The sequence below is a fragment of the Nocardia coffeae genome, assembly GCF_019890715.1.
Classification (GTDB): Bacteria; Actinomycetota; Actinomycetes; order Mycobacteriales; family Mycobacteriaceae; genus Nocardia; species Nocardia jiangxiensis.
Genome location: NZ_JAINZY010000016.1, coordinates 216,370 through 239,228, shown reverse-complemented (window position 1 = coordinate 239,228; position 22,859 = coordinate 216,370). Strand labels below are relative to the sequence as shown.

Genomic DNA, 22,859 nt, shown 5'->3' with positions numbered 1-22,859 from the left:
CGGAAAACGTCAACTCTCGGCCGGGGCCCGGGTCGATTCTGGACTGACCGGAGCGGAGGAGCGAAGCGGGGGAGCGGAGGGAGGGAAGAATCGGCCCTCCGGGGGCCCCGGCCCTGCCGGAGCGAAGCGGAGGCCAATGTTACAGTGCCGGGCGTGATGTCGGGGGCTTGCGCAACGCGGCGCGCCACGGTGCTGCTGCGGGTTGTGGTGTTGGTGCTGGCGACTTCGGTGACGTTGCTCGCCGGGTGTACGGCGAATCCGCCGCCGCCGATCGAGAGTACGGACAGCCCGAAGACGTTGCCCGCCACGCCGACCAAGACCACGGTGGTGGTGGCGGTGGACGACATCGGGATCGGGTTCAATCCGCATCTGCGGTCGAATCAGTCGCCGGCCACCGATGCGGTTGCCTCGATGGTGTTTCCGAGTCCGTTCCGGCCGGTGCCGTCTCCCTCGACGCCGGGCGCGACCGATTGGGTGCCCGACAACTCGTTGATGGTGTCGGCGGATGTGACGTCGCAGAATCCGTTCACGATCACCTACAAGATCCAGGATCAGGCGTCCTGGTCCGATGGTGCGCCGATCGCGGCGGAGGATTTCCGTTATCTGTGGCAGCAGATGATCACTCAGCCGGGCGTGGTGGATCCGGCCGGTTATCGGATGATCACCGATGTGGGTTCCTCGCAGGGCGGTAAGACGGTGACCGTCACCATGAACGGGGCCTATCCGGCGTGGCGGAGCATGTTCACCGATCTGCTGCCCTCGCATCTGCTCAAGGATGCGCCCGGCGGGTTCGAGCGGGCGTTGACGTTGGATCGCGGTTTGATCGATCAGAATCCGATCTCCGGCGGGCAGTTCCGGGTCAAGCAGGCCGACGCCGGTCGCGAGGAGATTCTGCTCGAACGTAACGACCGCTATTGGGGCGCTCCGGCGGTGCCGGATCAGATCCAGTTGCGTGGCGGCGGAACTGCCGCTCAGGTGGCCGAATCGCTGCGCTCGGGTGATGCGCAGATGGCGCTGGTGCACGGCACCGCGGCGACGCAGGCGCAGCTCGGTGCGGTGCCGTCGGTGCGGACCGCGATCATGCCGCAGGCCCGGGTGATGCAGTTGGTGCTCAACGGCCGCACCGGTGATCTCAGCGACGTCCGGGTGCGGCGCGCGGTGCTGGGTCTGGTGGATCCGGGACTGCTGGCTTCGGTCGGTGCGCAGACCGGTAGCTGGGTGGATCCTGCTCGGGCGCAGATACTTTCGCCGTCCGATCCCGGATACGCTCCGACCGAGCCGCCGCGCATGGCCGCCGATCAGGCGTTCGGGCTGTTGGCCGAGGCGGGTTTCGCGCGGGCGCCCGAGACGCCGCCGACCAATTCGGCGACTTCGCCCGCCCCGCAGCCGCGGCAGGTCGCCAAGGACGGTAAGACGCTGACGATCCGGATCGGCGCGGTGGACAAGGATACGACCGCGCTCGCGGTCGCCAACACCGCCGCGGACCAATTGCGCAGTGCCGGAATCGATGCCAGTGTGCGCAACCTGCCCGCCGATGAGCTCTACGGTAAGGATCTGCTGGACGGCACCGTGGACGCGATCGTCGGCTGGGAGCAGGCCGGTGGTGATCCGGCGACCGTGCTGGCTTCGCGGTACGGCTGCCCGCCCGCGGCGCCGACCGGGCAGACCGATAGTTCGTCGTCCCAGGTCGAGGTGATTCGCAAGGCTCCGGGCAATGTTTCCGGGGTGTGCGATCCGACTCTGCAACCGCAGATCGACGCGGCTGTGCGCGGTATCGATGTGCCGAAGGCGATCGCCGAGGCCGAGCCGAAGCTGTGGAATCTGGCGACGGTGCTGCCGATCGTGCAGGACAACGGTGTCGCCGCGGCCGGGCCGCGGATGGACGGTGTGTCGCTCAGCGGTTCGATCGAGGTGGGGATCTTCGGCGGCGCGGCGAACTGGCGGCGGTTGTCGTGACCGAGAACGTCCCGGTCGGTGGCCTGCTGCTGGTGCACGCGCATCCGGACGACGAGACGATCGACACCGGCGGCACCATCGCGCACTATCGGCGTCGGGGTGTGCCGGTGACCGTGGTGACCTGCACTCTCGGCGAGGAGGGTGAGGTCATCGGCGAGCGGTGGGCGCAGCTGGTGAGTTCGGCGGCCGATCAGCTCGGCGGTTATCGGATCGGCGAATTGTCCAGGGCCCTGGCAGAATTGGGCGCCGGTCCGCCGTTGTTCCTGGGCGGTGCGGGGCGCTGGCGGGATTCCGGGATGTCGGGCACCACGGCGGCCCCTCGCGAATCGGAGGCGGCGTTGCATCCGCGGGCGTTCGTGAAGTCCGGTGACGCGGCGGTCGAGGCGCTGGTGCGGATTCTGCTCGCGGTGCGGCCCGCGGTTGTGGTCTGCTACGACCCGATGGGCGGGTACGGGCATCCGGATCATCTTCGCGCGCACCGGATTTCGATGGATGCGGTGGATCGTGCCGCCGAAAGAGGTTGGGACGTACCGAAACTCTACTGGTCCGTCACCGATGCCACGGTGTTGCGCCTGCACACCGAGGCGCTGGCCCGCCGCACCGTCGATCGGCTCCCCGGTGCGCTCCCGGCCGGTTGGCGTTTGCCCGCCGAGGGTGAATTGGCTTGTGTGCCCAGTGAATCGGTGACCGCCACCATCGACGTCTCCGAGGTGCTGCCCGCCAAACGCGCCGCTCTGCGCGCACACGCGACCCAGGTCGGGGTGGCGCCCTCCGGTCGCGAATTCGCGCTGTCGAACGATATCGCCCAGCCGATTCTGCCGGAGGAGCACTACATTCTCGTGCGCGGCTCGCGTGGCGAGGTCGGCCCGGACGGCCGGGAACACGACCTGTTCTCGGGCCTGGATGGTTGACACTCCGGGCACGGTCGCGATCTCGTGACGCCCGGCGCGGTGCCATGGGGTCCGCTCTAGACTGAGCGGCATGTACAACTGGAGTCTGCAGGATGCCATCGTGGCGTTCGTCCAGAGTCAGCAGCCACATTTCCAGGCGCAACACGACCTGTATCTGTCGGTGCTGTACTCCTTCGTCGATATGCAGAGTCACCTGCTGACGCTGCTCGGCTTCCCGCCCGTCCCGTGACGGCCCCGGCGATCGGCCGCGCGAATTCCCCGGTGGAGGATCAGCGGCCCGGGTTCGTCCTGGCCGGTGTGGCTCTCGCGGTGCTGCTGGTGTTCAACGGCCTGCTGACCTTCACGGTCGAGGTGCTGTATCTGCCGACTTATATCGGTGCGACTCCGTTCCCGATCAGCGCGGCCTTCGCGGCGGTGATCAACCTGGTTCTGGTGCTCGGCATGGGGACCGTGGTCTCGCGTCCGGCCACGATGTCGCTGCCGGTCCTGGCGTGGCTGCTGGGCTTCGTGGTGTGCCTGACCACCGGGCCCGGTGGTGATGTGATCCTCACCGACAGCTGGACCACTCCGTTGTTCCTGGCCTGCGGCATCGTCCCGGCGGGTTGGTATCTGTTCTGGCGTGGTTTCGTTCTGCCCGCGCGTAACGCGGGTAAGGCCACCGCTCGTTAGCGTTACCGGTTCAGGTGCACGGTCATTGTCGCGACGACGGCGTCGGTGCGGCTGCGCAGGGCCGCCGCCAGCACCGGGCCGCGCGGATTGTGCAGCAGACGTTGCCACCAGTGCCGGGTGTCGATCTGGGCGAGCAGGACCGTGACGCGCTTACCCTCGGCGGTCTGTTTGCGGACGTAGCCGACGAGTGTGGCCACGAGGCTGCGGTTGGGGCAGGGCAGCACGGTCAGCGGGACGCCCGGATCCCACTTCTCCCATTTCGCGCTGAGTTTCTTCGTCGCACCCGGGTCGATGGCCGCGGCGACGGCGACGGTCTGTCCGCCCATCCGCATCGCGGCTTCGAGCGCCTGTTCGGTGATCATGCTGACGGTCACCACCGGAACCACCACCAGCGTGGGGCCCGTCGGCAGCGGTGTGGGTGGGACCAGTCCCATACCCAGTTGCTCGGCGACCGAGGCGTAATAGCGTTCGGTGCGTGCGAACAACACCACCAGCACGGGCACGATGATCAGCAGCAGCCACGCGCCCTCGGTGAATTTCTCGGCCAGCAACACGATTCCGGCGATCGCGGTGAGGATCGCGCCGAAGCCGTTGAGAGCGGTGCGCCGGATCCAGCCGTCGCCGCGCTGATGTCGCCAATGCCGCACCAGGCCCGCCTGACTCAGCGTGAAGCCGATGAAGACGCCGATCGCGAATACCGGCAGCAGTCGATGGGTGTCCGCGTGCACCACCACCAGGACGATCGCGGCGAGGACGGCCAGGGCGGTGACGCCGTAACGGAAAACCGGTCGCTCCGAACGCATTCCGAACATGTGCGGCACACGGTGATCCTTGGCCAGCAGGGCCAGCAGTACCGGCAGGCCGCCGAAGCTGGTGTTCGCGGCCAGGACCAGTACCAGGGTCACCGCGAGATTGGTGACGTAGAACGCCCAGCCGGTGCCGAACGCACCCGCCGAGAGCTGAGCCAGGACGGTCACATCGCCGCGCGGGACGGTGTGATACTTCCCGATCAGCACTGCCAGCCCGAGCAACATCAGACCCAGCAGCACACCCAGCGCAATCTCGGTGTGCTGGGCGCGGCGCACCGCGGGTGTGCGGAACGACGGGACGGCGTTGGCGATCGCCTCCACACCGGTCAGCGAGGAGCATCCGGCGGCGAATGCCCGCAGCAGCAGGAGGATTCCGACTGCGGCGGTCGGTGAGATCGGTCCCTTGTCGGTGCCGATGACCTCGACCGGTCCGGATCGGCTCAGGCCGACCACGATGACGGCGACGATGGCCACCACGAACACGATCGTCGGCCCCATCAGAACTTTCGCCGATTCCGCGACCCCGACCAGGTTGATCGCCGTCAGCACGGCCAGGCCGATCAGCGTGATCAGCAGCAGATGATCCGCCAGCGCCGGGAACGCGCTGGCCACGCTCGCGGCCCCGGCGGCCAGGCTGACCGCGACGGTGAGGACGTAGTCCACGACCAGACTGGCCGCGGCGAGCAGACTGGCGCCCCGGCCCAGATCCTGCTTCGCCACGGCGTACGCGCCGCCGCCGTCCGGATGTGCGGCGATGACCTGCCGATAGGACAGGACCAGCACGGCCAGCAGGGCGGCGATCGCCAGCGATACCGGCAGCGTCCAGGTGACTGCGGCGGCCCCGGCGGTGACCAGGACCAGCACGATCGATTCGGGGCCGTAGGCGACGCTGGTCAGCGCGTCCAGCGACAGTGCCGCGAGGCCGCCCAGCGCGGTGAGCCGGAATTCGTCGCCGCGTTGATGTCGACGCAACCGGCGGTCGGCGATCGGCCGTTCGGAAGTACTCCTCTGCCGCGTCTGCGTCATACAGCCATTGAACGCGAGGACGCTGTTCGGTGTCGCAGCGACACATCAGCAACCGGGGCGCCGGGCGGGTGGAAACGTCCTCAGCGGTGACCGAGTCGCCCGGGAGTCACCGCTTCGATCAGTGACCACGCCTCTTCCAGCGGAACATCCACGACCCGGTAACGCTTCTTGCCCGCGGCCGTCGCGGCGACGAGGGTGGCCAGGCCGGCGCGGCGCTGGAAGAAGGTCTGCCGGACGGTCCAGCCGATGATGCCGGGCGCCTCGAGACAGTCGCGGTCGCGGTCCAGGGATCCGTTGCGGGTGATCAGCCAGGTCGGCCCGGCGGCGTCGCCGGGGATGACCGCGTGCCCCAGGCCCCGGTAGCGATCCTGCGCCAACGCCAGCGCGATCAGTGCGATGACGGCCAGAACGATCCACGCCCACAGCGGAATCCCCGGTGCCGCAACGTCGATCACGGCCATGATCACGGCGATCAGCAGCAGTGGCGTCAGCGCCCGGGTGAATCGGCGGCGTCTGGCGCGCTTGCCGTGCGGGATCAGCGCGACGTGCACGGGTGCGGCCGCATCCTTCGCCAGGGGTGAGGTCGGCGTCCCGGATGACGTGGATTGCCTTGCGGCCGTATCGATTTCATGCCCGCCGGGGATCGATGCGGCGACGCTCGTACTCGAGTCCGTCGGGTGGTCGAAGCCGGGGATGCGGACAGCATCGGCCGGCGCGTGCTGTGCAGCGTTCGAAACGTGGTAACCCGTTGCGGTACCGGATGTCCCGCCATCGACGGTGATCGGTCGCCGATGCTGCTGGCGGCTGGTGAGCAGTTGGGCGAGGGTGTGGTCCACGGCGGTGCGCGGGGCCTGGGGAAGGATTTTCTGCCGGGAGCTGGTGCCGGTCATGATGGCGTCGAGTTCCGCGCCGCCCGCGAGACGCAGCAGCAGCGGCTCTTTGAGGGTCGCGCCGCGCAGGCGGGCCAGGTCCAGGGTGGTCTGGCGGGTGGTGAACAGGCCGTGGCTGATGTGCAGTGTGCGGCCGTCGTCGATGACGCGCAGGCCGAAATACGTGGTCAGATACCGCAGGCAGTCGCCCAGTGTCACCACCACGATCAGTGTCGCCAGCACGATCACGACCGCCACCGTGAGAAATGCCGCGCCTCGGGCGCCGATCTCCTTGACGGTGTCGGCGTTGAACAGGACGTTGGCGATTCCGAATTTGAAGGCCAGGCCGACGATCGGTGCGATGACCGCGAGCCCGCGCAGCGACAGCGGCGCGTATCGGACCCAGGCCGGTTGCCAGTGGCCGATCTCGATTCCCTTGTGCGGCTGTGAATCCGGCTGCGCAATCTGTGGAATATCGTGCCCCGCAGGAGATTCCACATCGTGTAGCAGCAGAGCGCGAAGTTCGGGAACCTGCCGGGCATCCACGCCGTCCAGATGGAAGCGCTCCTGTTTGTCCGCCTGCTGTCCGGTGCCGATCGCCAGGACCACCAGCCCGAGCAACCGGTGCATCAGATCCGCGTGCACGTCCACCGAACGGATTCGCGAGCGCGGCACCGTCAACGTCTTGCGTTGCAGCAGTCCGCGTCGCAACTGCACGGTGTCGGGGCCGATCCGGTAGGTGGTGGTGAACCAGCGGGTGAGTGCCAGTCCGACGATCACCGCCAGCGCCGCCAGACTCCACATCGGATTGTCGCTGCGGCTGCCCGCGATCACGGTCACGATCAGCACCGGGATGAAGCGCACCACCTCGCGCACCGGATGCAACAGCAACATCCGGCCGTCCAAGCGACGCCAGGGCGGCTCGGCGGACATCCCGGTCGGCGCGTCGTCGGGTGCGCCCGCGGTGATCCCCGGCTCGGTCATGTCGCATCCCCGCGATGGGTCGCGGCCACCTTGGTCAGCCGCTCGACGGTCTGCTCAGCGGTCGCCAGATCCAGTGCCGGAATGCGCACCGCGCCCGCGGAGGACGCCGTGGTGACGGTGACCGTCGCGAGTCCGAGCAGTCGTTCGAGCGGCCCGCGGTGCGTGTCGACGGTCTGTACGCGACTGATCGGCGCGACGCGGCTCTCCTGGGTGAACCAGCCGGTGCGGGTGTACACCGCCTCCTCGGTGACCTCCCAGCGGTGCACCGCGTACCGCCACAGCGGTACCCCGGCCACGTGCGCCGCGGCCACCACCAGCGTGATCACCAAGGCCATCGACTGCCAGGCACGATTGGTGGAGTCCGAGAGGATCCACACCACCTCGGCGATCACGACGATCACCCAGCCGATCGCCGCCGGTATCGCCCAGAGGGTTTTCGCGCGCGGGCTCGGCCGCCATGCCGGTTCTGCGAGAACGGTTCGCTCGACTGGAATTCTCTCCTGGCCCATCGCCCCTCCGTATGCCACACCGCCCATAGTGCATCAAATCGGGCGGCGGCGTGACTACTGTTGCGGCCAGTCGGAATAGGGTGCGCGGGCCTCGGGTTGTGGTATCCACAGGCACCGAAGGGAGAACGGTCGGATGGTTGGCGCATGATCGAGGGCGTGACGGATCTACCTGAACCAGGCGTCCCCGCTGCTGCACCCACGTCATCGGCGATGCGCCGGGCGTTGCAGCGCGCGCGGGACGGGGCGACGCTGGACCTCGACGAGGCCGTGGTGTTGTTACATGCCCGCGGCGCGGATCTGGCGGACCTGTGCGCGTCGGCGGCCCGGGTGCGCGATGCGGGACTCCGTGCGACGTACGGCGACCGGGAATCGGGTCTGCCGATCACCTATTCGCGCAAGGTCTTCATCCCGTTGACCAACCTGTGCCGGGACGTGTGTCACTACTGCACGTTCGTCACCGTGCCGGGCAAGCTGCGCGCCGCGGGCAAGGGGATGTATCTGGAGCCGGACGAGGTGCTCGAGATCGCCCGCAACGGTGCCGAAATGGGTTGTAAGGAAGCGCTTTTCACGCTCGGCGATCGTCCCGAGGAGCGCTGGCCCGAGGCGCGGGAGTGGCTCGACGAACGCGGTTACGCCTCCACGCTGGACTACGTGCGCGCGATGGCGATCCTGGTGCTCGAGCAGACCGGTCTGCTCCCGCACCTGAATCCGGGCGTGATGAGCTCGGCGGAGCTCTCGCGGCTCAAGCCCGTCGCGCCCTCGATGGGCATGATGCTGGAGACCACCTCCGAGCGGCTGTTCACCGAACGCGGTCAGGCCCACTACGGCAGTCCGGACAAGGATCCGGCGGTCCGGCTGCAAGCGCTGACCGATGCGGGCAGCCTGTCGGTGCCGTTCACCACCGGCATTCTGGTCGGCATCGGCGAGACCCTCACCGAGCGCGCCGAATCGATCCTGGCGATCGGCCGGTTGCAGCGGACCTTCGGGCACGTGCAGGAGGTGATCGTGCAGAACTTCCTGGCCAAACAGGGCACCGCCATGCGCAACACCCCCGACGCCGGTCTCGAGGAGTTCCGCGCCGCCATCGCCGTGACCAGGCTGGTACTCGGGGCGCAGATGCGCATCCAGGCGCCGCCGAATCTGGTCTCGCTGGAAGAGTGCCGCGCGCTGGTCGACGCCGGTATCGACGATTGGGGCGGGGTTTCCCCGCTGACGCCCGATCACGTCAATCCCGAACGGCCCTGGCCGAATCTGGACACTCTCGCCGAACTCACCGCGCAGTGCGGCTATGTGCTCACCGAGCGGCTCACCGCCCATCCGCGATACGTGCTGGCCGGCGAGCCGTGGATCGATCCGCGCGTGGCGGGACATGTTGCGGCCCTTGCCGATCCGGAGACCGGCCTGGCGTTGTCGGTGAATCCGCAGGGCAGCCCGTGGCAGGGAGCGGACGAGTCGTGGGAGTCCGCGGGAGGATCGTCGAGCCCGCAGCACGCGGCGGCCGGAGCCTTCGCGACCGGCTCCCGGCTCTGAAGGAGACCGGAAACCGCCGCCGAACCGGCTGGGATCGGTCATTCGATGTGTGTTCGGACACCATCCTCGGCGAGTCGCAGGACACGATCCGCGTGGTGCCGGTGGCGGTCGAATGAGGCTCGCGCGGTGGCTACGATGTCCCGTGGCGCCGCGTGCGGTAGGCGGCCGAAGTTAGGCAAGGCTGACCAGTAGTAATGTGTAATGCCGGGATACTGTTGCGCGGGCGGAGTATCCCGCAGGCAAGGACAGACTAGGAGAGCGGCAGTGCCGTACATCATCGCTGAACCGTGCGTTGACGTGAAGGACAAGGCGTGCATCGAGGAATGCCCCGTGGATTGCATCTACGAGGGTGGTCGCATGCTGTACATCCATCCCGACGAGTGCGTGGACTGTGGTGCATGTGAGCCGGTGTGCCCGGTGGAAGCGATCTTCTACGAGGACGACACCCCGGATCAGTGGAGCGGGTACGTGAACGCCAATGTCGACTTCTTCGACGACCTGGGCTCCCCGGGCGGTGCGACGAAGGTCGGCAAGGTGGACTTCGACCCGCCGTTCATCGCGGCGCTACCGCCGATGGCGAGCGAGTAACGACGTTGTCGCAGCCCAGCGTCGGGATCGACGGCCCCGGAGAAGGCAGCTTGCGTAACCGCGGAGGGGACCGATCCCGTCGCCATCAGCTCCGCCCTGTCAGCAGTCTGCTACCTGATTTTCCTTGGGACACCATCGCTTCCGCGAAGGCGCGAGCGGCGGAACATCCCGGCGGCATCGTCGATCTGTCGGTGGGAACGCCGGTCGATCCGGTGGATCCCCTGATCCGTTCGGCTCTGGCCGCGGTCGCGGAGGTGCCCGGATATCCGGCCACTCACGGCACGCCGGAACTGCGTGCCGCGGCGGTGCAGGCGCTGGTCCGGCGGTTCGGCATCACGGGTGTGGCGGCCGACGCGGTGCTGCCCGCGATCGGCACGAAGGAACTGATCGCCGGGCTGCCGCGGTTGCTGGGGCTGGGCGCGTCCGATCTGGTGGTCATTCCCGAGGTGGCGTATCCGACCTATGAGGTGGGTGCGCTGCTGGCCGGCACGCGGGTGCTGCGCGCGGACGGCGTGACCCGGCTCGGCCCCGAATCCCCAGCGTTGATCTACCTGAACTCGCCGTCAAATCCGACCGGCAAGGTCCTGGGTGTGGACCATCTGCGCAAGGTGGTGGACTTCGCCCGCCGGCGCGGTGCGATCGTGGCTTCCGACGAGTGCTATCTGGGCCTGGCCTGGGACGAGTCCGCAGTCTCGATTCTGGATCCGCGGGTCTGCGACGGCGACCACACCGGTCTGCTGGCCATTCATTCGCTGTCCAAGACCTCGAATCTGGCCGGATATCGCGCCGGATTCGTCACCGGTGATCCGGCGCTGGTGCACGAACTGCTCGAGGTGCGCAAACACGCCGGAATGATCATGCCGTTCCCGGTGCAGTCGGCCATGACCGCCGCGCTCAGCGACGACGCGCACGAGGCGCAGCAGCGCGAACGTTATCGCGCGCGTCGGGAGATCCTGCGAAAGGCGTTGCAGGAGGCGGGTTTCCGGATTGATCATTCGGCGGCGGGCCTGTATCTGTGGTCCACGCGCGGGGAGAACGGACGCGTCACGCTGGACTGGCTGGCCGAACGCGGCATCCTGGCCGCTCCGGGCGATTTCTACGGCCCCACCGGTGTGGACCACGTCCGCGTCGCACTGACCGCGACCGACGAGCGGATCGCCGCGGCGGCCGAACGGCTCACCGCGGAGTGATCGGATTCCTCTGTCACGCAGGGGAATCCGGGCCAGCGGGTTCGATGCGCGGATCCGCGTAGACCGTGGCCTCGGTATCGGATTCGCTCATCCGCTGCGCTGCCCCGTCGGTGACGCGCAACGTGTACAGCCCCTCGTCGGGATCCAGGCAGATCAGTCCGTAGCCGAGGTCGGCATCGGCCTGGCTCAGGTGCAATTCCCGCAGAGCGTCGTCGAGGGTCGCGCCCTCGGGCAGCCGGACGGTGAGTAGCGGCATGAGTCCACGGTACTGGATTTCCGTGCGGGAAGAAGGGCCCGAGTTCACCGAACTCGGGCCCTGCTCCGAACGATTTGCTTCCGAATCAGGCGCGCGCGGCGTTCGCCTTCTGGAGTTCGGCGAGGATCGCCGACGCGTCGAGCGTGCCGTAACCGTAGTCGTAGTCGAAACCGGACTTGTCGTGGTGGGTTGCGGTGCGCTGCAACAGGGCTCGCAGCTGGGCCGGGGGCAGCGCGGTGGCCGAATGGGTGGTGCGGATGGCCGCGACCAGGCCCGCGGCGACCGGGCAGGCCGCGGAGGTGCCGGTATCGGGATCGTTCGCGCCGAAGACCGTGGAACCCAGGAAGTGGGTGTAGGCGCAGACGTCGGGCTTGCGGTCGCTGAGGCGGCCGGGCCCCTGCGAGGAGTAGCCGACGCGCTGTCCCTTGGTGTCGACGCCGCCGATGCTCAGCACGTTCGGGCTGGAGTTGGCCCCGCCGATCGGGTGGTCGGCGAAACCACACCGCTGGTCCGGGCAGTCCTTACCGCAGTTTCCGGCGGCGAACAGGATGTCCGCGCCCGCGGCGTCGAGCGATCGGACGATCACGTTGAACGGATGGTTGGGGTTGTCGGAGTAGTTCCCGGGCTGGCCGACCGGGAAGTCCCACTGCGGGGAGAACGAGCCCCAGCTGTTGCTGATCACCAGTGCGCGAGTGGCTTCGGGCTGATCGGACAGCACGGTGCGCAGATGGGCGTAGGCGGCCACGGCATCCGACAGCAGCCCGTCCATGGTGGAGCCACCCTGGCGGGTGCTCTTCATGACCGGAATGTCGAGGTACGCGGCCTGCGGTGCGGCGATCAGCGCGTCGAAGGCGCACATGCTGCCGTGGTCCACCGGGAACTGGCCCGCGGTTCCGGTGACGCCCTGGGGATTCCAGCTGCGCTTGGTGTCGATGGTGAACGTCCCGCCGCGCGCCTGGTTGACCCGGTCGGCGTTGATTCCGGTGTCCACGATGGCCAGCGCGACGCCGTTGCCGGTCAGCCCGGCGGCGGTGAGATCGCCGGAGCGCAGCAGGGTTTCGACGTCGTGCCAGGTGCCCACGGCCGGATCGCCGCCGCAGGTGAGTACCGACTCGATGACGGGATCGGCGAAAACCCCTGCGACGGTGGACGAACCGTGCAGGGCCGACAGGACGCTCCGGTCGTCGTCGGGAATCTCCCCGCGCACCACGACCGAACCGTCGGCCGGATGGGCGGAGAAGGTTTCCGCACCGCCGGCGGCGCCCGGGGTGAATCCGGGAATGTGGATCGGATCGTAGGTGTTCTCGAGGGCGAAACCGGGCAGATCCCCGACCACATCGGTCGCCGCGACCTGTGTGCCGGGATCGGCAACGGCGGCAAGAAGTTCGGTGGCGGGGTGAAGCTGGATCACTACGCGCATGGCACCATCCTGCCGCCTGGGCCGGAAGTTCGCTCGGTGGATGCGGAGATTGGTCCGTCCGGTCCGGAAATGCCTGTGCCGCACGAGGAACGTGCGGCACAGTATCCGGGCGACAGCTCGCCGGCTCAGACCAGGGGACGACCGAATCGGCGCTGTAGTCGCATGTAGGACAGGCAGGTGTTGAGCGGAGCGGCGCGGATGACCGCGGGCATCCGGGTCCACACCACCGAGATCGAACGCAGCAGCAGGGTGAAGCGACGTTCGTCCCCGGCGGTCCAGCTCATGCCCATCTGATCGCGAAGGTGTTGCGGCAGCAGGGCTGTCACGCCGAATCGGTGTACACGGGCGAACAGCAGCCGGGGCACGGGGGAGAGCCACTTCAGGTCGATCATCTCGTTGAAGTAGTCCCGCACCGTGTCGTCGATGGTGCGCTTGGCGATGTTCTCCTCCCAATACTGTTGGAAGGCAACACGATCGGCGGGCCACATCTCCGGACGCATCTGCAGGGTGGTGCCCAGCCGCGCGCTGTAGCGATAGAACTCGTCGGCCAGTGTGGGTTCCATCGGACCGCGCATCCGGGTGTACAGGTCGTCGACGCCCCAGTACAGGCAGGCGGCCACCCAGAGCTGCAGATTCGGGTCGAAGGCGTTGTACTTGACCGCGGCGCCCGGCTTCGAATGCACGGCGCGGTGCGAGCCGTTGACGGCCTCGCGGTACGCTGCGCAGTCCTCCTCGGTGCCCATCCAGGCGACCGCGAGGTAGGTCAGCGTGGTGCGCAGTCGCTTGACCGGGTGCAGCGAGGCCTTGCCGCTGTCCACGGTGCTCTCCACGACGCCGTAGCCGACCGGCGGGTGGCTCAGCTGCATGACGACGTTGGCGGCTCCGCCGATGAACGCGGCGATGCCATCGATGTGTTCACGGACCGTTTCCGGGGTAAGTGTCACCGGCGGGGTCGGCTCGGGCTCGGCCCATTGCCGGGCAGCGGCGGTCATCGTTGACTCGACTCCTCGATCTCTCTTCGCGCCACCCGGCGGAAGAAGTGTGAGAAACTTTCCTTCTCACCTTCTCATCGAGATCTGGACCTGTCAAACGCTACGGTCGTAGAGTTGCATGTGAGCGATGATTTTCTTGTCATCGTCTCTTGGCGCAGAGAGAGGATACGGTCGTGACCAAGCTGGCCAAACTGCTGCCGCTCGTGCGTGACGCGGCTCCCGAGGATCGCAACCAGGCGACGGTACTCGACGCCGCGCTGCTGGCCTTCCTCGATTTCGGGATCAAGCGCACCAGCATGGTGGAGGTCGCGCGGCGCGGCGGACTCTCGCTGGCCACCCTGTACCGGCGGTTCGCCGGGAAGTCCGATCTGATCCAGGCGGTCGGCCTGCGGCAGGCGCGGGAGTTCATCGTCCAGGTGGATACGGTCGTGCAGCGGCAGATCGACTCCGAGGCCGATGCCGAGGAGCAGATCGTCGAACTGTTCGTGGCCTTCCAGGATGGACTGCGCAGCAATCGGCTGCTGGATCGGCTGCTGACCACCGAACCGGAGATGGTGCTGCCCTACCTGACCGTGCGCGGTGCGCCGGTCATCGAACTCGGCCGCGACTACCTGGCCGAATTCATCGAACGGCTGCAGCGGGAAGGCAAACTGGCGCAGTACGATCCGCTGCCGCTGGCGGAGATGATCGCGCGTACCGCGCTGTCCATGGCGTTGACTCCGCAGACGGTCATCCCGCTGGACGACGACGCCGCGGTCCGCCGCTTCGCCCGCGATCACGTGGTGCCCGGCTTCCGGATCCCCTGAGTCGCATCGTTTTCCTCGCCGTACCGGCGGAAGGGCGAAACCGCGGGGCGGCGGCTTGATAGGTTGAACCCGTGTCGTATGGGTCGTTACCGCTGCTGAAGTCGTTGAATCCGGCCGCTGTTGCCGCAGGTGCGGATATTCCCGATGCCGTCACGATCGACGGGCATACGCTCTCTCGCAGCGATCTGATCGGTGCGGCCACCTCGGTGGCCGAACGGGTCGCGCAGGCCGAGCGGGTCGCGGTGCTGGCGCGGCCCAGCGCCACGACGGTGCTGGCCATCCTGGGCTGCCTGATCGCCGGGGTCACGGTGGTTCCGGTGCCGCCGGATTCCGGACCGGCCGAGATCGCGCACATCCTGACCGATTCCGGGGCGCAGGCGTGGCTCGGTGAGGCGCCCGAGGGTACCGAACTTCCGGTGATCCCGGTGCGCGCGCACGCGCGATCCTGGCACACCTATCCCGAACCCGGGCCGGGCACAACGGCTTTCATCCTCTACACCTCCGGCACCACCGGTGCGCCCAAAGGCGTGGTGCTGAGCCGTGGCGCGATCGCCGCCGGACTCGACGCGCTCGCGCAGGCCTGGGCTTGGACCTCGAACGACGTTCTGGTGCACGGACTTCCGCTGTTCCACGTGCACGGCCTCATTCTGGGCGTACTGGGCCCGCTGCGGGTGGGCAGTCCGCTGGTGCACACCGGCAAGCCGACGCCCGCCGCCTATGCCGCGGCGAAGGGCACGATGTACTTCGGGGTGCCGACGGTGTGGTCGCGGGTTGTCGAAGATCCCTCCGCCGCACGGGAACTGGCGAATGCGCGACTGCTGATATCCGGTAGCGCACCGCTGCCGGTACCGGTGTTCGAGCGGCTGCGCGAGCTCACCGGTCAGGCTCCGGTGGAGCGCTACGGGATGAGCGAGACCATGATCACCCTGTCCACCCGCGTGGACTCCGAACGCCGTCCCGGCTGGGTCGGCACCCCGGTCGAGGGCGTGCAGACCAGGCTGCGCGACGAATCCGGCGAACCGGTCCCGCACGACGGCGAGAGTATAGGCGGACTACAGGTGCGCGGGCCGATGCTGTTCGGCGGCTATCTGAACCGGCCCGAGGCCACGGCCGAATGCTGGACCGAGGACGGCTGGTTCCGCACCGGCGACGTCGCGGCGATCGGCGCGGACGGCTTCCACCGCATCGTCGGGCGCGAATCGGTGGACCTGATCAAATCCGGCGGCTTCCGCATCGGCGCGGGTGAGATCGAGACCGCCCTGCTCGGACATGCCGCGGTCGCCGAGGCCGCCGTGGTGGGCGTCGCGGACGACGATCTGGGCCAGCGCATCGTCGCCTTCGTGGTACCCCGCGAGGGCGCCCCCCAGGATCTGGAGCCCGCCCTGATCGAGCATGTGGCGCAACAGCTCTCGGTGCACAAGCGGCCGCGCGAGGTGCGTCTGGTGGAATCGCTGCCGCGTAACGCCATGGGCAAGGTGCAGAAGAAGCTGCTCGGTTGAGCGCCGAGTCCCGCGGATCGTCGACGGGTTGAGGAAATGCCTTGGTATTCAAGGCATTTCCCCGAACGACCTCAGTTGGCGTGCAGCGCAGCGTTGAGTTCGATACCGGTGCCCTTGCGGGCGACGACCTCCACCGCGCCGGTCAGCGAATTGCGCCGGAACAGCAGGTTCGAGCGGCCGGTCAGGTCGGCGGCCTTGACGGTGCCGCCGTCGGGCAGTGCGACCTTGGTGCCCGCGGTGAGGTAGAGCCCCGCCTCGACGATGCAGTCGTCGCCGAGGGAGATGCCCAGACCTGCGTTCGCGCCCAGCAGGCAGCGCTCGCCGATCGAGATGACCTGCTTGCCGCCGCCGGACAGCGTGCCCATGATCGAGGCGCCGCCGCCGACGTCCGAGCCGTCGCCGACCACCACACCGGCGGAGATCCGACCCTCCACCATCGACGCGCCCAGCGTCCCGGCGTTGAAGTTCACGAAACCCTCGTGCATGACCGTGCTGCCCTCGGCCAGATGCGCACCCAGGCGCACCCGATCCGCATCGCCGATCCGCACGCCCGAGGGCAGCACGTAGTCGACCATCCGGGGGAACTTGTCCAGGCTGTACACGGTGACCGGGCCGCGGGCGCGCAACCGGGCGCGCACCAGCTCGAACTCCTCCACCGCGCACGGACCGTGGTTGGTCCACACGACGTTGGCCAGCAGGCCGAACTGGCCCTCCAGGCTCAGCCCGTGCGGGCGCACCAGGCGATGCGAGAGCAGGTGCAACCGCAGGTAGACGTCGTGGGCGTCGGCCGGGGCGGCGGCCAGGTCGGCGATGGTGGTGCGCACCGCGACCACCTCCACCCGGCGGGCCTCGTCGACGCCGACGAGATCGGCGAAACGCGCGTATTCGGGATCGGCCGGGTCCAGCTTCTCGGTGCCACCGGTACCGAACTCACCCAGTTCGGGGTACGGGTACCAGGTGTCCAGCACCGTCCCGTTCACGGTGACGGTCGCCAGGCCGACTGCGGATGCTCCCTGAATGCTCACGGTCCCGAGTGTATGGGCAGGCCGGGCGATGCAGGGCCGGTGGGTGCGCCGCGGGCCGGGAGTGCGCGTGCGCGAACAATTAGGCTGGTACGGGTGACCATCGATCTGCGCGCCGACCCCATCACCCTCACCGCCGCCCTCGTGGACATCCCGAGCGTCTCCAAGGACGAGGCGGCGATCGTCGACACGGTGACGTGGGCGCTGCGCGAGCAGACCAGTGGTTTCGAGGTGCTGCGCTGCGGCAACACCGTGCTGGCCCGCACCGATCGCGGCCGGGACACCCGCGTCATCCTGGCCGGGCACCTGGACACCGTGCCGATCGCGGGCAACGTCCCGAGCCGGTTCGAGACGCTCGAGGGTCAGGAGACGCTCTACGGATGCGGCACCGTCGACATGAAATCCGGTGACGCGGTATTCCTGCACCTGGCCGCCACGGTCGCCGATCCGGTGTGCGATCTGACCCTGATCTTCTACGACTGCGAGGAGATCTCCGCGGAGTTCAACGGCCTGGGCCGCATCGAACGCGAACTGCCCGAATGGCTGGACGGCGATCTGGCGATCCTGGGCGAGCCGTCCGGCGGCTGGATCGAGGCGGGATGTCAGGGCACACTGCGGGTCCGGCTCACCGTCCGCGGCACCCGCGCGCACACCGCGCGAGCCTGGAAGGGCGACAACGCGATTCACGGCCTCGCCCCGATCCTGCAGCGGCTGAGCGAATATCGCCCGCGCGAGGTGGACATCGACGGCTGCGTCTATCGCGAGGGTCTGTCGGCGGTGCGGATCGGCGGCGGCGTGGCCGGCAACGTGGTGCCGGACGAGGCGACGGTCGAGGTGAATTTCCGGTTCGCCCCGGACCGTTCGCTCGAACAGGCGACCGAGCATGTGCGCCAGGTGTTCTCGGGCCTGGATCTGACCCTCGAACGCACCGACGGCGCATCCGGCGCGCTACCCGGCCTGACCGCCCCCGCGGCGAAGAACCTTGTCGAGCAGGTGCATTCGCACGGTGGCGGTGGCGTCCGCGCCAAATACGGCTGGACCGACGTCTCGCGCTTCGCCGCCCGCGGCATCCCGGCGGTCAACTTCGGCCCCGGCGATCCCAACCTCGCGCACACCGTCGACGAACACGTCCCGACCGCCCAGATCACCACCGTCACGGACATCCTGCGCGGTTATCTGTGTCCTCGGCCTCCGGTTCGCTCCGGCGGGCCGGGGCCCTACTAACCCCGCTCCCTCCCTCCGCCGCTCAGCCGCTGCGCTCCTTCCCTCGGTCAGTCCAGACCGGGGCGGGCCCCGGCCGGGAGCCGGCGTGTCTCGGGGTGAGCGGAACTCAGGTGACTCGAGGTGTTCTGCCTGCGTTCGGATCCGGGGTGTCAGCGTGGGGGTCGAATGCATGGATAGAGTTGGCTCATGTCCAGCGAATCCGAGCCCGTTGTGCCCCGATCGACACGTTCGGCGCCGAAGTACCAGGGGCCGATCATGTTGCGGGGGGATCGTAAGCAGGGGACCGGTACCACCGATCAACATCTGCTCGACGGGCGCGGGCCGACCGATTGGGTGCACACCGATCCGTGGCGGGTGCTGCGGATTCAGAGTGAATTCGTGGAGGGGTTCGGCGCCCTGGCCGAGATCCCCCGGGCCGTCACGGTTTTCGGGTCCGCGCGCACGCCGGTGGATCATCCGGAGTACCAGGCCGCGCAGGCGATCGGCGGTGCGCTCTCGCGGGCCGGATTCGCGGTGATCACCGGTGGCGGTCCGGGCGTGATGGAGGCGGCCAATCGGGGTGCGCACGAGGCGGGCGGCTATTCGATCGGCCTGGGCATCGAACTGCCGATGGAACAGGGGTTGAACGAGTGGGTGGATCTGGGTATCAACTTCCGCTACTTCTTCGCCCGCAAAACGATGTTCGTCAAGTATTCACAGGCGTTCATCTGCCTGCCGGGCGGATTCGGCACGCTGGACGAGTTGTTCGAGGCGCTGACCCTGGTGCAGACGCACAAGATCACCCGCTTCCCGATCATCCTGTTCGGTACGCGGTACTGGTCGGGTCTGGTCGACTGGCTGCACGATTCGCTGCTGGGATCGGGCAAGATCTCGCCCGGGGACCTGAGCCTGGTGGAGGTCACCGACGACGTGGAAAGAGTCGTCGACATCGTGGTTCGCGCTGCCGAGAGCCGCGGTGAGGATTCGATAGGGACGGAGGACCAGTGGTGAGTGAGCGGCCGTTCGCGGTGTGCGTCTACTGTTCGGCCAGTGCGGGAGATGCGGCGCATCTGCGGCTGGCAGGCCAGGTCGGCACCGAGATCGCCCGGCGGGGTTGGCAATTGGTTTCCGGCGGCGGAAACGTATCGATGATGGGCGCGGTCGCCACCGCGGCGCGCGCCGGTGGTGCGCGCACGATCGGCGTCATCCCGAAACAGCTCGTGCACCACGAGGTTGCCGATGTCGACGCCGATGAGCTGATCGTCACCGACACCATGCGCGAGCGCAAACAGGTGATGGAGGATCGCGCCGACGCCTTCCTCACCCTGCCCGGCGGCATCGGCACGCTGGAGGAGTTCTTCGAGACCTGGACCGGCGGATATCTCGGTATGCACGACAAGCCGGTGGTGGTGCTCGATCCGCTGGGGCACTATCAGGGTCTGTTCGCCTGGATCGAGCAGTTGCTCGAGAGCGGTTTCGTCACCCGGGCCTCGCTCGACCGGATCCGGGTCACACCGGATCTTCCGCAGGCGTTCGACACCCTGGCACCCCTGTCGACCTGAACCCTGAAACCCGTTGGAGGACACCGTGACCGCGGACTTCTCGACGAACGTCACCCTGCTCGATCTGGTGCGCACACTGCCCGCCATGGCCGTGGACGCACCCGGCATGCTGCGCGGCGCCACCGGGATGCTGGTGCGTTCCGGCGACCGGGCCTCGATCGGGTCGTACTTCCAGCGGGCCGCCGAACGCGTGCCGGATCGGCCGTTCCTGCGCTTCGAGGAACGCGAATACACCTACGGCGCAGCGAATCTCGAGGTGAACCGCTATGCGGCGGTGCTGGCCGAGTGCGGCGTCTCGCGCGGTGATGTGGTCGGAGTGTTGATGACCAATCGGCCCGAGACGTTGTTCGTGGTGCTGGCGACGGTGAAGCTGGGCGCGACGGTCGGGCTGCTCAATCATCATCAGCGCGACCGGGTTCTGGCGCACAGCGTCGGACTGCTCGGCAGTGTGGTGAACGTGATCGGCGCGGAGTGCCGCGAAGCGCTGGACTCGCTGTCCGAGCCGCCCGCGAATCTGCTGTTCGCCGAGGAGCTCGCCGACCGCGCGAGCACCGCGCCGACTGCGAATCCGGCTGCGTGCCAGGATGTTCGGGCCAGCGAGCGAGCCTTCCTGATCTTCACCTCCGGAACCACCGGCCTGCCGAAGGCCAGCGTGATGACGCATCTGCGGTGGATCAAGGGGATGGCCGGACTCGGCGGTCTTGGTATTCGCCTGCGCGGCAAGGACACGCTGTACTGCTGCCTGCCGCTCTATCACAACAACGCGCTGACCGTAGCCCTGGGCGCGGTGCTCGGATCGCGGGCGACATTCGCGCTGGGGCGCAAGTTCTCCGCGTCCGGCTTCTGGGACGAGGTGGTCGCGAACCGCGCCACGGCGTTCATCTACATCGGTGAACTGTGCCGCTATCTGCTCAATCAGCCCGAAAAGCCCCAGGAGCGAACGCATTCGGTGCGGCTGGCGGTCGGCAACGGGTTGCGCCCGGAGTTGTGGGACGAGTTCCGGCGACGTTTCGGCATCGGCCGGATCGTGGAGTTCTATGCCGCCAGCGAGGGAAATATCGGCTTCATCAACGCATTCGGCGTGGACCGCACCGCCGGATTTGGGCCGCTGCCGTACGCGATCGTCGAGGTGGACGACGCCACCGGCAAGGCGCGACGTTTCGAGAACGGCCGGGCCCGGCGCGTGCGGTCCGGCGGCACCGGCCTGCTGCTGGCCAAGGTGACCGGACGCTCACCGTTCGACGGTTACACCGACCAGGCCGCGACCGAGGCGAAGTTGGTGCGCAACGCATTTCGCGACGGCGACTGCTGGTTCGACACCGGTGATCTCGTGCGCGACCAGCATTGGCATCACATCGCCTTCGTCGACCGTCTCGGCGACACCTTCCGCTGGAAGGGCGAGAACGTCGCGACCACCGAGGTCGAGGGCGCCTTCGACGGCGTCGAGTGGATCACCCAGGCGGTGGTCTACGGCGTCGACGTCCCCGGAGCCGACGGCAAGGCCGGAATGGCCGCGGTGACCCTGCGCCCCGGCGCGCAGCTCGACGGCACATCCCTGGCCGCCCACCTCTACGATCGTCTGCCGGGTTACGCGGTCCCCCTGTTCATTCGGGTGGTCGACGAACTCGAGACCACAAGCACCTTCAAGAGCCGCAAGGTGGACCTGCGCAAACAGGGCTTCGCCGCCGACGAAACCACCACCCGCTACGTCCTCACCAGCCGCACCGACGGCTACATCCCGTTCTACGAGACCTTCCCGGACGAGGTCGCCGCGGGCGTCAAGCCCGGATCGTGATCATGCGGCACGGCGGGTGGCGCGTACCGCGCGGTCGATCTCCTCGGTCGGCGTAGCGGCGTCGGATTCGTCCGAGGCCCAGGCGATGTAGCCGTCCGGTGCCCAAGAGGGATCGCAGGGCCGTTCCCTGCGGGGTGAAGTTCGTCCAGGAGTTCGTCAGGGCCCAACGGGCATCCACCAGATCCTCGGCCCGGCTTCGCGATAACGCTCAACGGCCAGCGGTATCCGTGGGCAAACCCTCATCTCATGACGGCGAGATTGCGCCAGAGGTTCTCCAGGCTGTCGGTGCCACCGAAGAGGGTGGTGAAGTTGGTGGAATCGATGAGCACGATATCCCCGGCGCGGGCGCCGTCGGGCGGCATCCAGATCAGTGCGTTGAATTCGGTGTTGCCGGCCGCCGTGAACGGGTGCGGCCGAGTCGGATCGACGCGTTGACGGCCGAGGACCCGCAGGGATTCGCTCTCCGGCGCGGTGAGTTCGTAGTGCGGCAGGTGGGGGTGGAAATTGAAGGTGGTGACCTGGTCGAGCAGGTGGGGGCCGTCCAGGTCGGGGAAACGGGTGAGCGGCGCGATCTGGGTGGTGCCGTCGACGACCGCGGGCCGCAGTCCCCACGTGTTGTGCACCGGCACTTCGAGTCCGGTCATCAGCGAGCGGGTGTATCGGCCGAATCGCTGTTGCCGGGGTACCAGCGGGTCGCCGTGATGCTGGTACTCGGTCTGCCGCTGGGTGAAGTCGTCGGTGAAGCCGACGTCGTGATGCGGCGCGAGCAGCAGGCAGGTGCCTTCGCGGCGTAGCCAGTCCTGGATGGCCTCGATCTCCTCGGGCGCGGCCTCCTGTTGGGACAGCAGATGGTCGAGCCCGAAGACCATCAGCGTGTCGGTGTCGGCGAGGATGCGCTCGTCGATCGGCAGCCGGTATCCGGCCTGGTCGATGCGTTGGAACACCGCGACCTGGTGACCGGTCGCCTCGCCGGCGAGGCGCTGGAACGCCAGCGTCGAGCGATGGAACAACTCGAGCGTGCCGGCGATGCCCTGCAGGAAGTGCTCCGGAGCGTACTCGGTGGTCTCGTAGGCGGGCCATGCGACGTTCCGGACTTCGGTGATGGTGGAGAACCGGTTGTAGATCTCGGCGGGATCGCGTTGGGCTTCCCACGGATAACTCCAGGTCCAGTAGATGCTGATCCGCCGCCGCCCGTTCCGCGCGCGGGGGATGTGGTCCTGGTTGTAGGTGCGTGCCGAGGGTGCAGTGTTCACGGCCTCGAAC

General features: G+C 68.0%; 20 protein-coding genes and 1 pseudogene. 13 read left to right on the top strand and 8 right to left on the bottom strand.

Going from position 1 to position 22,859, the window contains the following annotated elements; genetic code table 11:
• Positions 1–156 precede the first annotated feature (156 nt).
• From K7711_RS39780 to K7711_RS39765, 4 genes are all read left to right on the top strand, one after another.
• A complete protein-coding gene (locus K7711_RS39780; RefSeq protein ID WP_222976778.1) occupies positions 157–1,956 on the top strand; it encodes an ABC transporter family substrate-binding protein in 1,800 nt (599 codons plus the stop codon).
• Positions 1,953–2,867, top strand: a complete 915-nt coding sequence (gene mshB, locus K7711_RS39775) for an N-acetyl-1-D-myo-inositol-2-amino-2-deoxy-alpha-D-glucopyranoside deacetylase (protein ID WP_222976706.1) — start codon at positions 1,953–1,955, stop codon at positions 2,865–2,867. Before K7711_RS39780 ends, mshB begins: the two co-directional genes overlap by 4 nt.
• Before the next feature lie 70 nt (positions 2,868–2,937).
• Positions 2,938–3,096 carry a hypothetical protein gene (locus tag K7711_RS39770; RefSeq protein ID WP_169541910.1) on the top strand — a complete coding sequence of 53 codons (159 nt, stop codon included), beginning with the start codon at positions 2,938–2,940 and terminating at the stop codon, positions 3,094–3,096.
• Entirely contained in the window at positions 3,093–3,536 is a 444-nt protein-coding gene (locus tag K7711_RS39765; RefSeq protein ID WP_222976704.1) for a hypothetical protein, read from the top strand. Before K7711_RS39770 ends, K7711_RS39765 begins: the two co-directional genes overlap by 4 nt.
• Before the next feature lie 2 nt (positions 3,537–3,538).
• Here the strand turns inward: K7711_RS39765 and K7711_RS39760 are convergent, their stop codons facing one another.
• From K7711_RS39760 to K7711_RS39750, 3 genes are all read right to left on the bottom strand, one after another.
• Complete coding sequence (locus K7711_RS39760) at positions 3,539–5,371, bottom strand: APC family permease (protein WP_222976702.1); 1,833 nt, start codon at positions 5,369–5,371, stop codon at positions 3,539–3,541.
• A gap of 80 nt (positions 5,372–5,451) precedes the next feature.
• Entirely contained in the window at positions 5,452–7,224 is a 1,773-nt protein-coding gene (locus K7711_RS48100) for a PH domain-containing protein (RefSeq protein ID WP_235748475.1), read from the bottom strand.
• Complete coding sequence (locus K7711_RS39750) at positions 7,221–7,733, bottom strand: PH domain-containing protein (protein WP_222976700.1); 513 nt, start codon at positions 7,731–7,733, stop codon at positions 7,221–7,223. Before K7711_RS39750 ends, K7711_RS48100 begins: the two co-directional genes overlap by 4 nt.
• Positions 7,734–7,877: 144 nt before the next feature.
• Here K7711_RS39750 and cofG point away from each other — a divergent pair.
• From cofG to dapC, 3 genes and pseudogenes are all read left to right on the top strand, one after another.
• Positions 7,878–9,203 (top strand): annotated as a pseudogene (gene cofG / locus K7711_RS39745) (7,8-didemethyl-8-hydroxy-5-deazariboflavin synthase CofG); the annotation flags it as partial.
• A gap of 324 nt (positions 9,204–9,527) precedes the next feature.
• On the top strand, positions 9,528–9,851 hold the full coding sequence (gene fdxA / locus K7711_RS39740) for a ferredoxin (RefSeq protein ID WP_040827607.1): 324 nt from the start codon (positions 9,528–9,530) through the stop codon (positions 9,849–9,851).
• Positions 9,852–9,901: 50 nt separating this feature from the next.
• Positions 9,902–11,041 (top strand): succinyldiaminopimelate transaminase, encoded by a 1,140-nt coding sequence (dapC, locus tag K7711_RS39735; RefSeq protein ID WP_222976698.1) that lies wholly within the window; start codon positions 9,902–9,904, stop codon positions 11,039–11,041.
• Positions 11,042–11,054: 13 nt separating this feature from the next.
• On the opposite strand, the gene K7711_RS39730 is transcribed toward dapC, so the two are convergent.
• The 3 genes from K7711_RS39730 to K7711_RS39720 all read right to left on the bottom strand — a co-directional run bounded on the left by K7711_RS39730 (position 11,055) and on the right by K7711_RS39720 (position 13,709).
• The gene (locus K7711_RS39730) at positions 11,055–11,297 is read right to left on the bottom strand and encodes a hypothetical protein (protein WP_040827808.1); all 243 of its coding nucleotides are present in this window, start codon (positions 11,295–11,297) and stop codon (positions 11,055–11,057) included.
• 85 nt (positions 11,298–11,382) lie between these two features.
• Entirely contained in the window at positions 11,383–12,717 is a 1,335-nt protein-coding gene (locus K7711_RS39725; protein WP_222976696.1) for a S8 family serine peptidase, read from the bottom strand.
• A 125-nt stretch (positions 12,718–12,842) separates the two neighbouring features.
• Entirely contained in the window at positions 12,843–13,709 is an 867-nt protein-coding gene (locus tag K7711_RS39720) for an oxygenase MpaB family protein (protein WP_222976695.1), read from the bottom strand.
• A gap of 173 nt (positions 13,710–13,882) precedes the next feature.
• On the opposite strand from K7711_RS39720, the gene K7711_RS39715 reads away from it, so the two are divergent.
• Both K7711_RS39715 and K7711_RS39710 read left to right on the top strand, forming a co-directional pair.
• Complete coding sequence (locus K7711_RS39715) at positions 13,883–14,515, top strand: TetR/AcrR family transcriptional regulator (RefSeq protein WP_222976694.1); 633 nt, start codon at positions 13,883–13,885, stop codon at positions 14,513–14,515.
• A gap of 71 nt (positions 14,516–14,586) precedes the next feature.
• Positions 14,587–16,014, top strand: a complete 1,428-nt coding sequence (locus tag K7711_RS39710; protein WP_222976693.1) for an acyl-CoA synthetase — start codon at positions 14,587–14,589, stop codon at positions 16,012–16,014.
• Between the two features lie 71 nt (positions 16,015–16,085).
• On the opposite strand, the gene dapD is transcribed toward K7711_RS39710, so the two are convergent.
• Positions 16,086–17,039 (bottom strand): 2,3,4,5-tetrahydropyridine-2,6-dicarboxylate N-succinyltransferase, encoded by a 954-nt coding sequence (gene dapD, locus K7711_RS39705; RefSeq protein ID WP_222976692.1) that lies wholly within the window; start codon positions 17,037–17,039, stop codon positions 16,086–16,088.
• Positions 17,040–17,132: 93 nt separating this feature from the next.
• Here dapD and dapE point away from each other — a divergent pair, with 93 nt between their 5' ends.
• The 4 genes from dapE (at position 17,133) to K7711_RS39685 (ending at position 21,596) form a co-directional block, all read left to right on the top strand.
• Complete coding sequence (gene dapE / locus K7711_RS39700; protein WP_308015156.1) at positions 17,133–18,260, top strand: succinyl-diaminopimelate desuccinylase; 1,128 nt, start codon at positions 17,133–17,135, stop codon at positions 18,258–18,260.
• 186 nt (positions 18,261–18,446) lie between these two features.
• Entirely contained in the window at positions 18,447–19,250 is an 804-nt protein-coding gene (locus K7711_RS39695; protein ID WP_222976690.1) for an LOG family protein, read from the top strand.
• Positions 19,247–19,801 carry an LOG family protein gene (locus tag K7711_RS39690; protein ID WP_372460236.1) on the top strand — a complete coding sequence of 185 codons (555 nt, stop codon included), beginning with the start codon at positions 19,247–19,249 and terminating at the stop codon, positions 19,799–19,801. The genes K7711_RS39695 and K7711_RS39690 overlap by 4 nt, the downstream gene beginning before the upstream one ends.
• 25 nt (positions 19,802–19,826) lie before the next feature.
• Complete coding sequence (locus tag K7711_RS39685) at positions 19,827–21,596, top strand: long-chain-acyl-CoA synthetase (protein WP_222976688.1); 1,770 nt, start codon at positions 19,827–19,829, stop codon at positions 21,594–21,596.
• A gap of 239 nt (positions 21,597–21,835) precedes the next feature.
• Here the strand turns inward: K7711_RS39685 and K7711_RS39680 are convergent, their stop codons facing one another.
• Positions 21,836–22,849, bottom strand: a complete 1,014-nt coding sequence (locus tag K7711_RS39680; RefSeq protein WP_222976687.1) for a hypothetical protein — start codon at positions 22,847–22,849, stop codon at positions 21,836–21,838.
• Between the last annotated feature and the right edge of the window lie 10 nt (positions 22,850–22,859).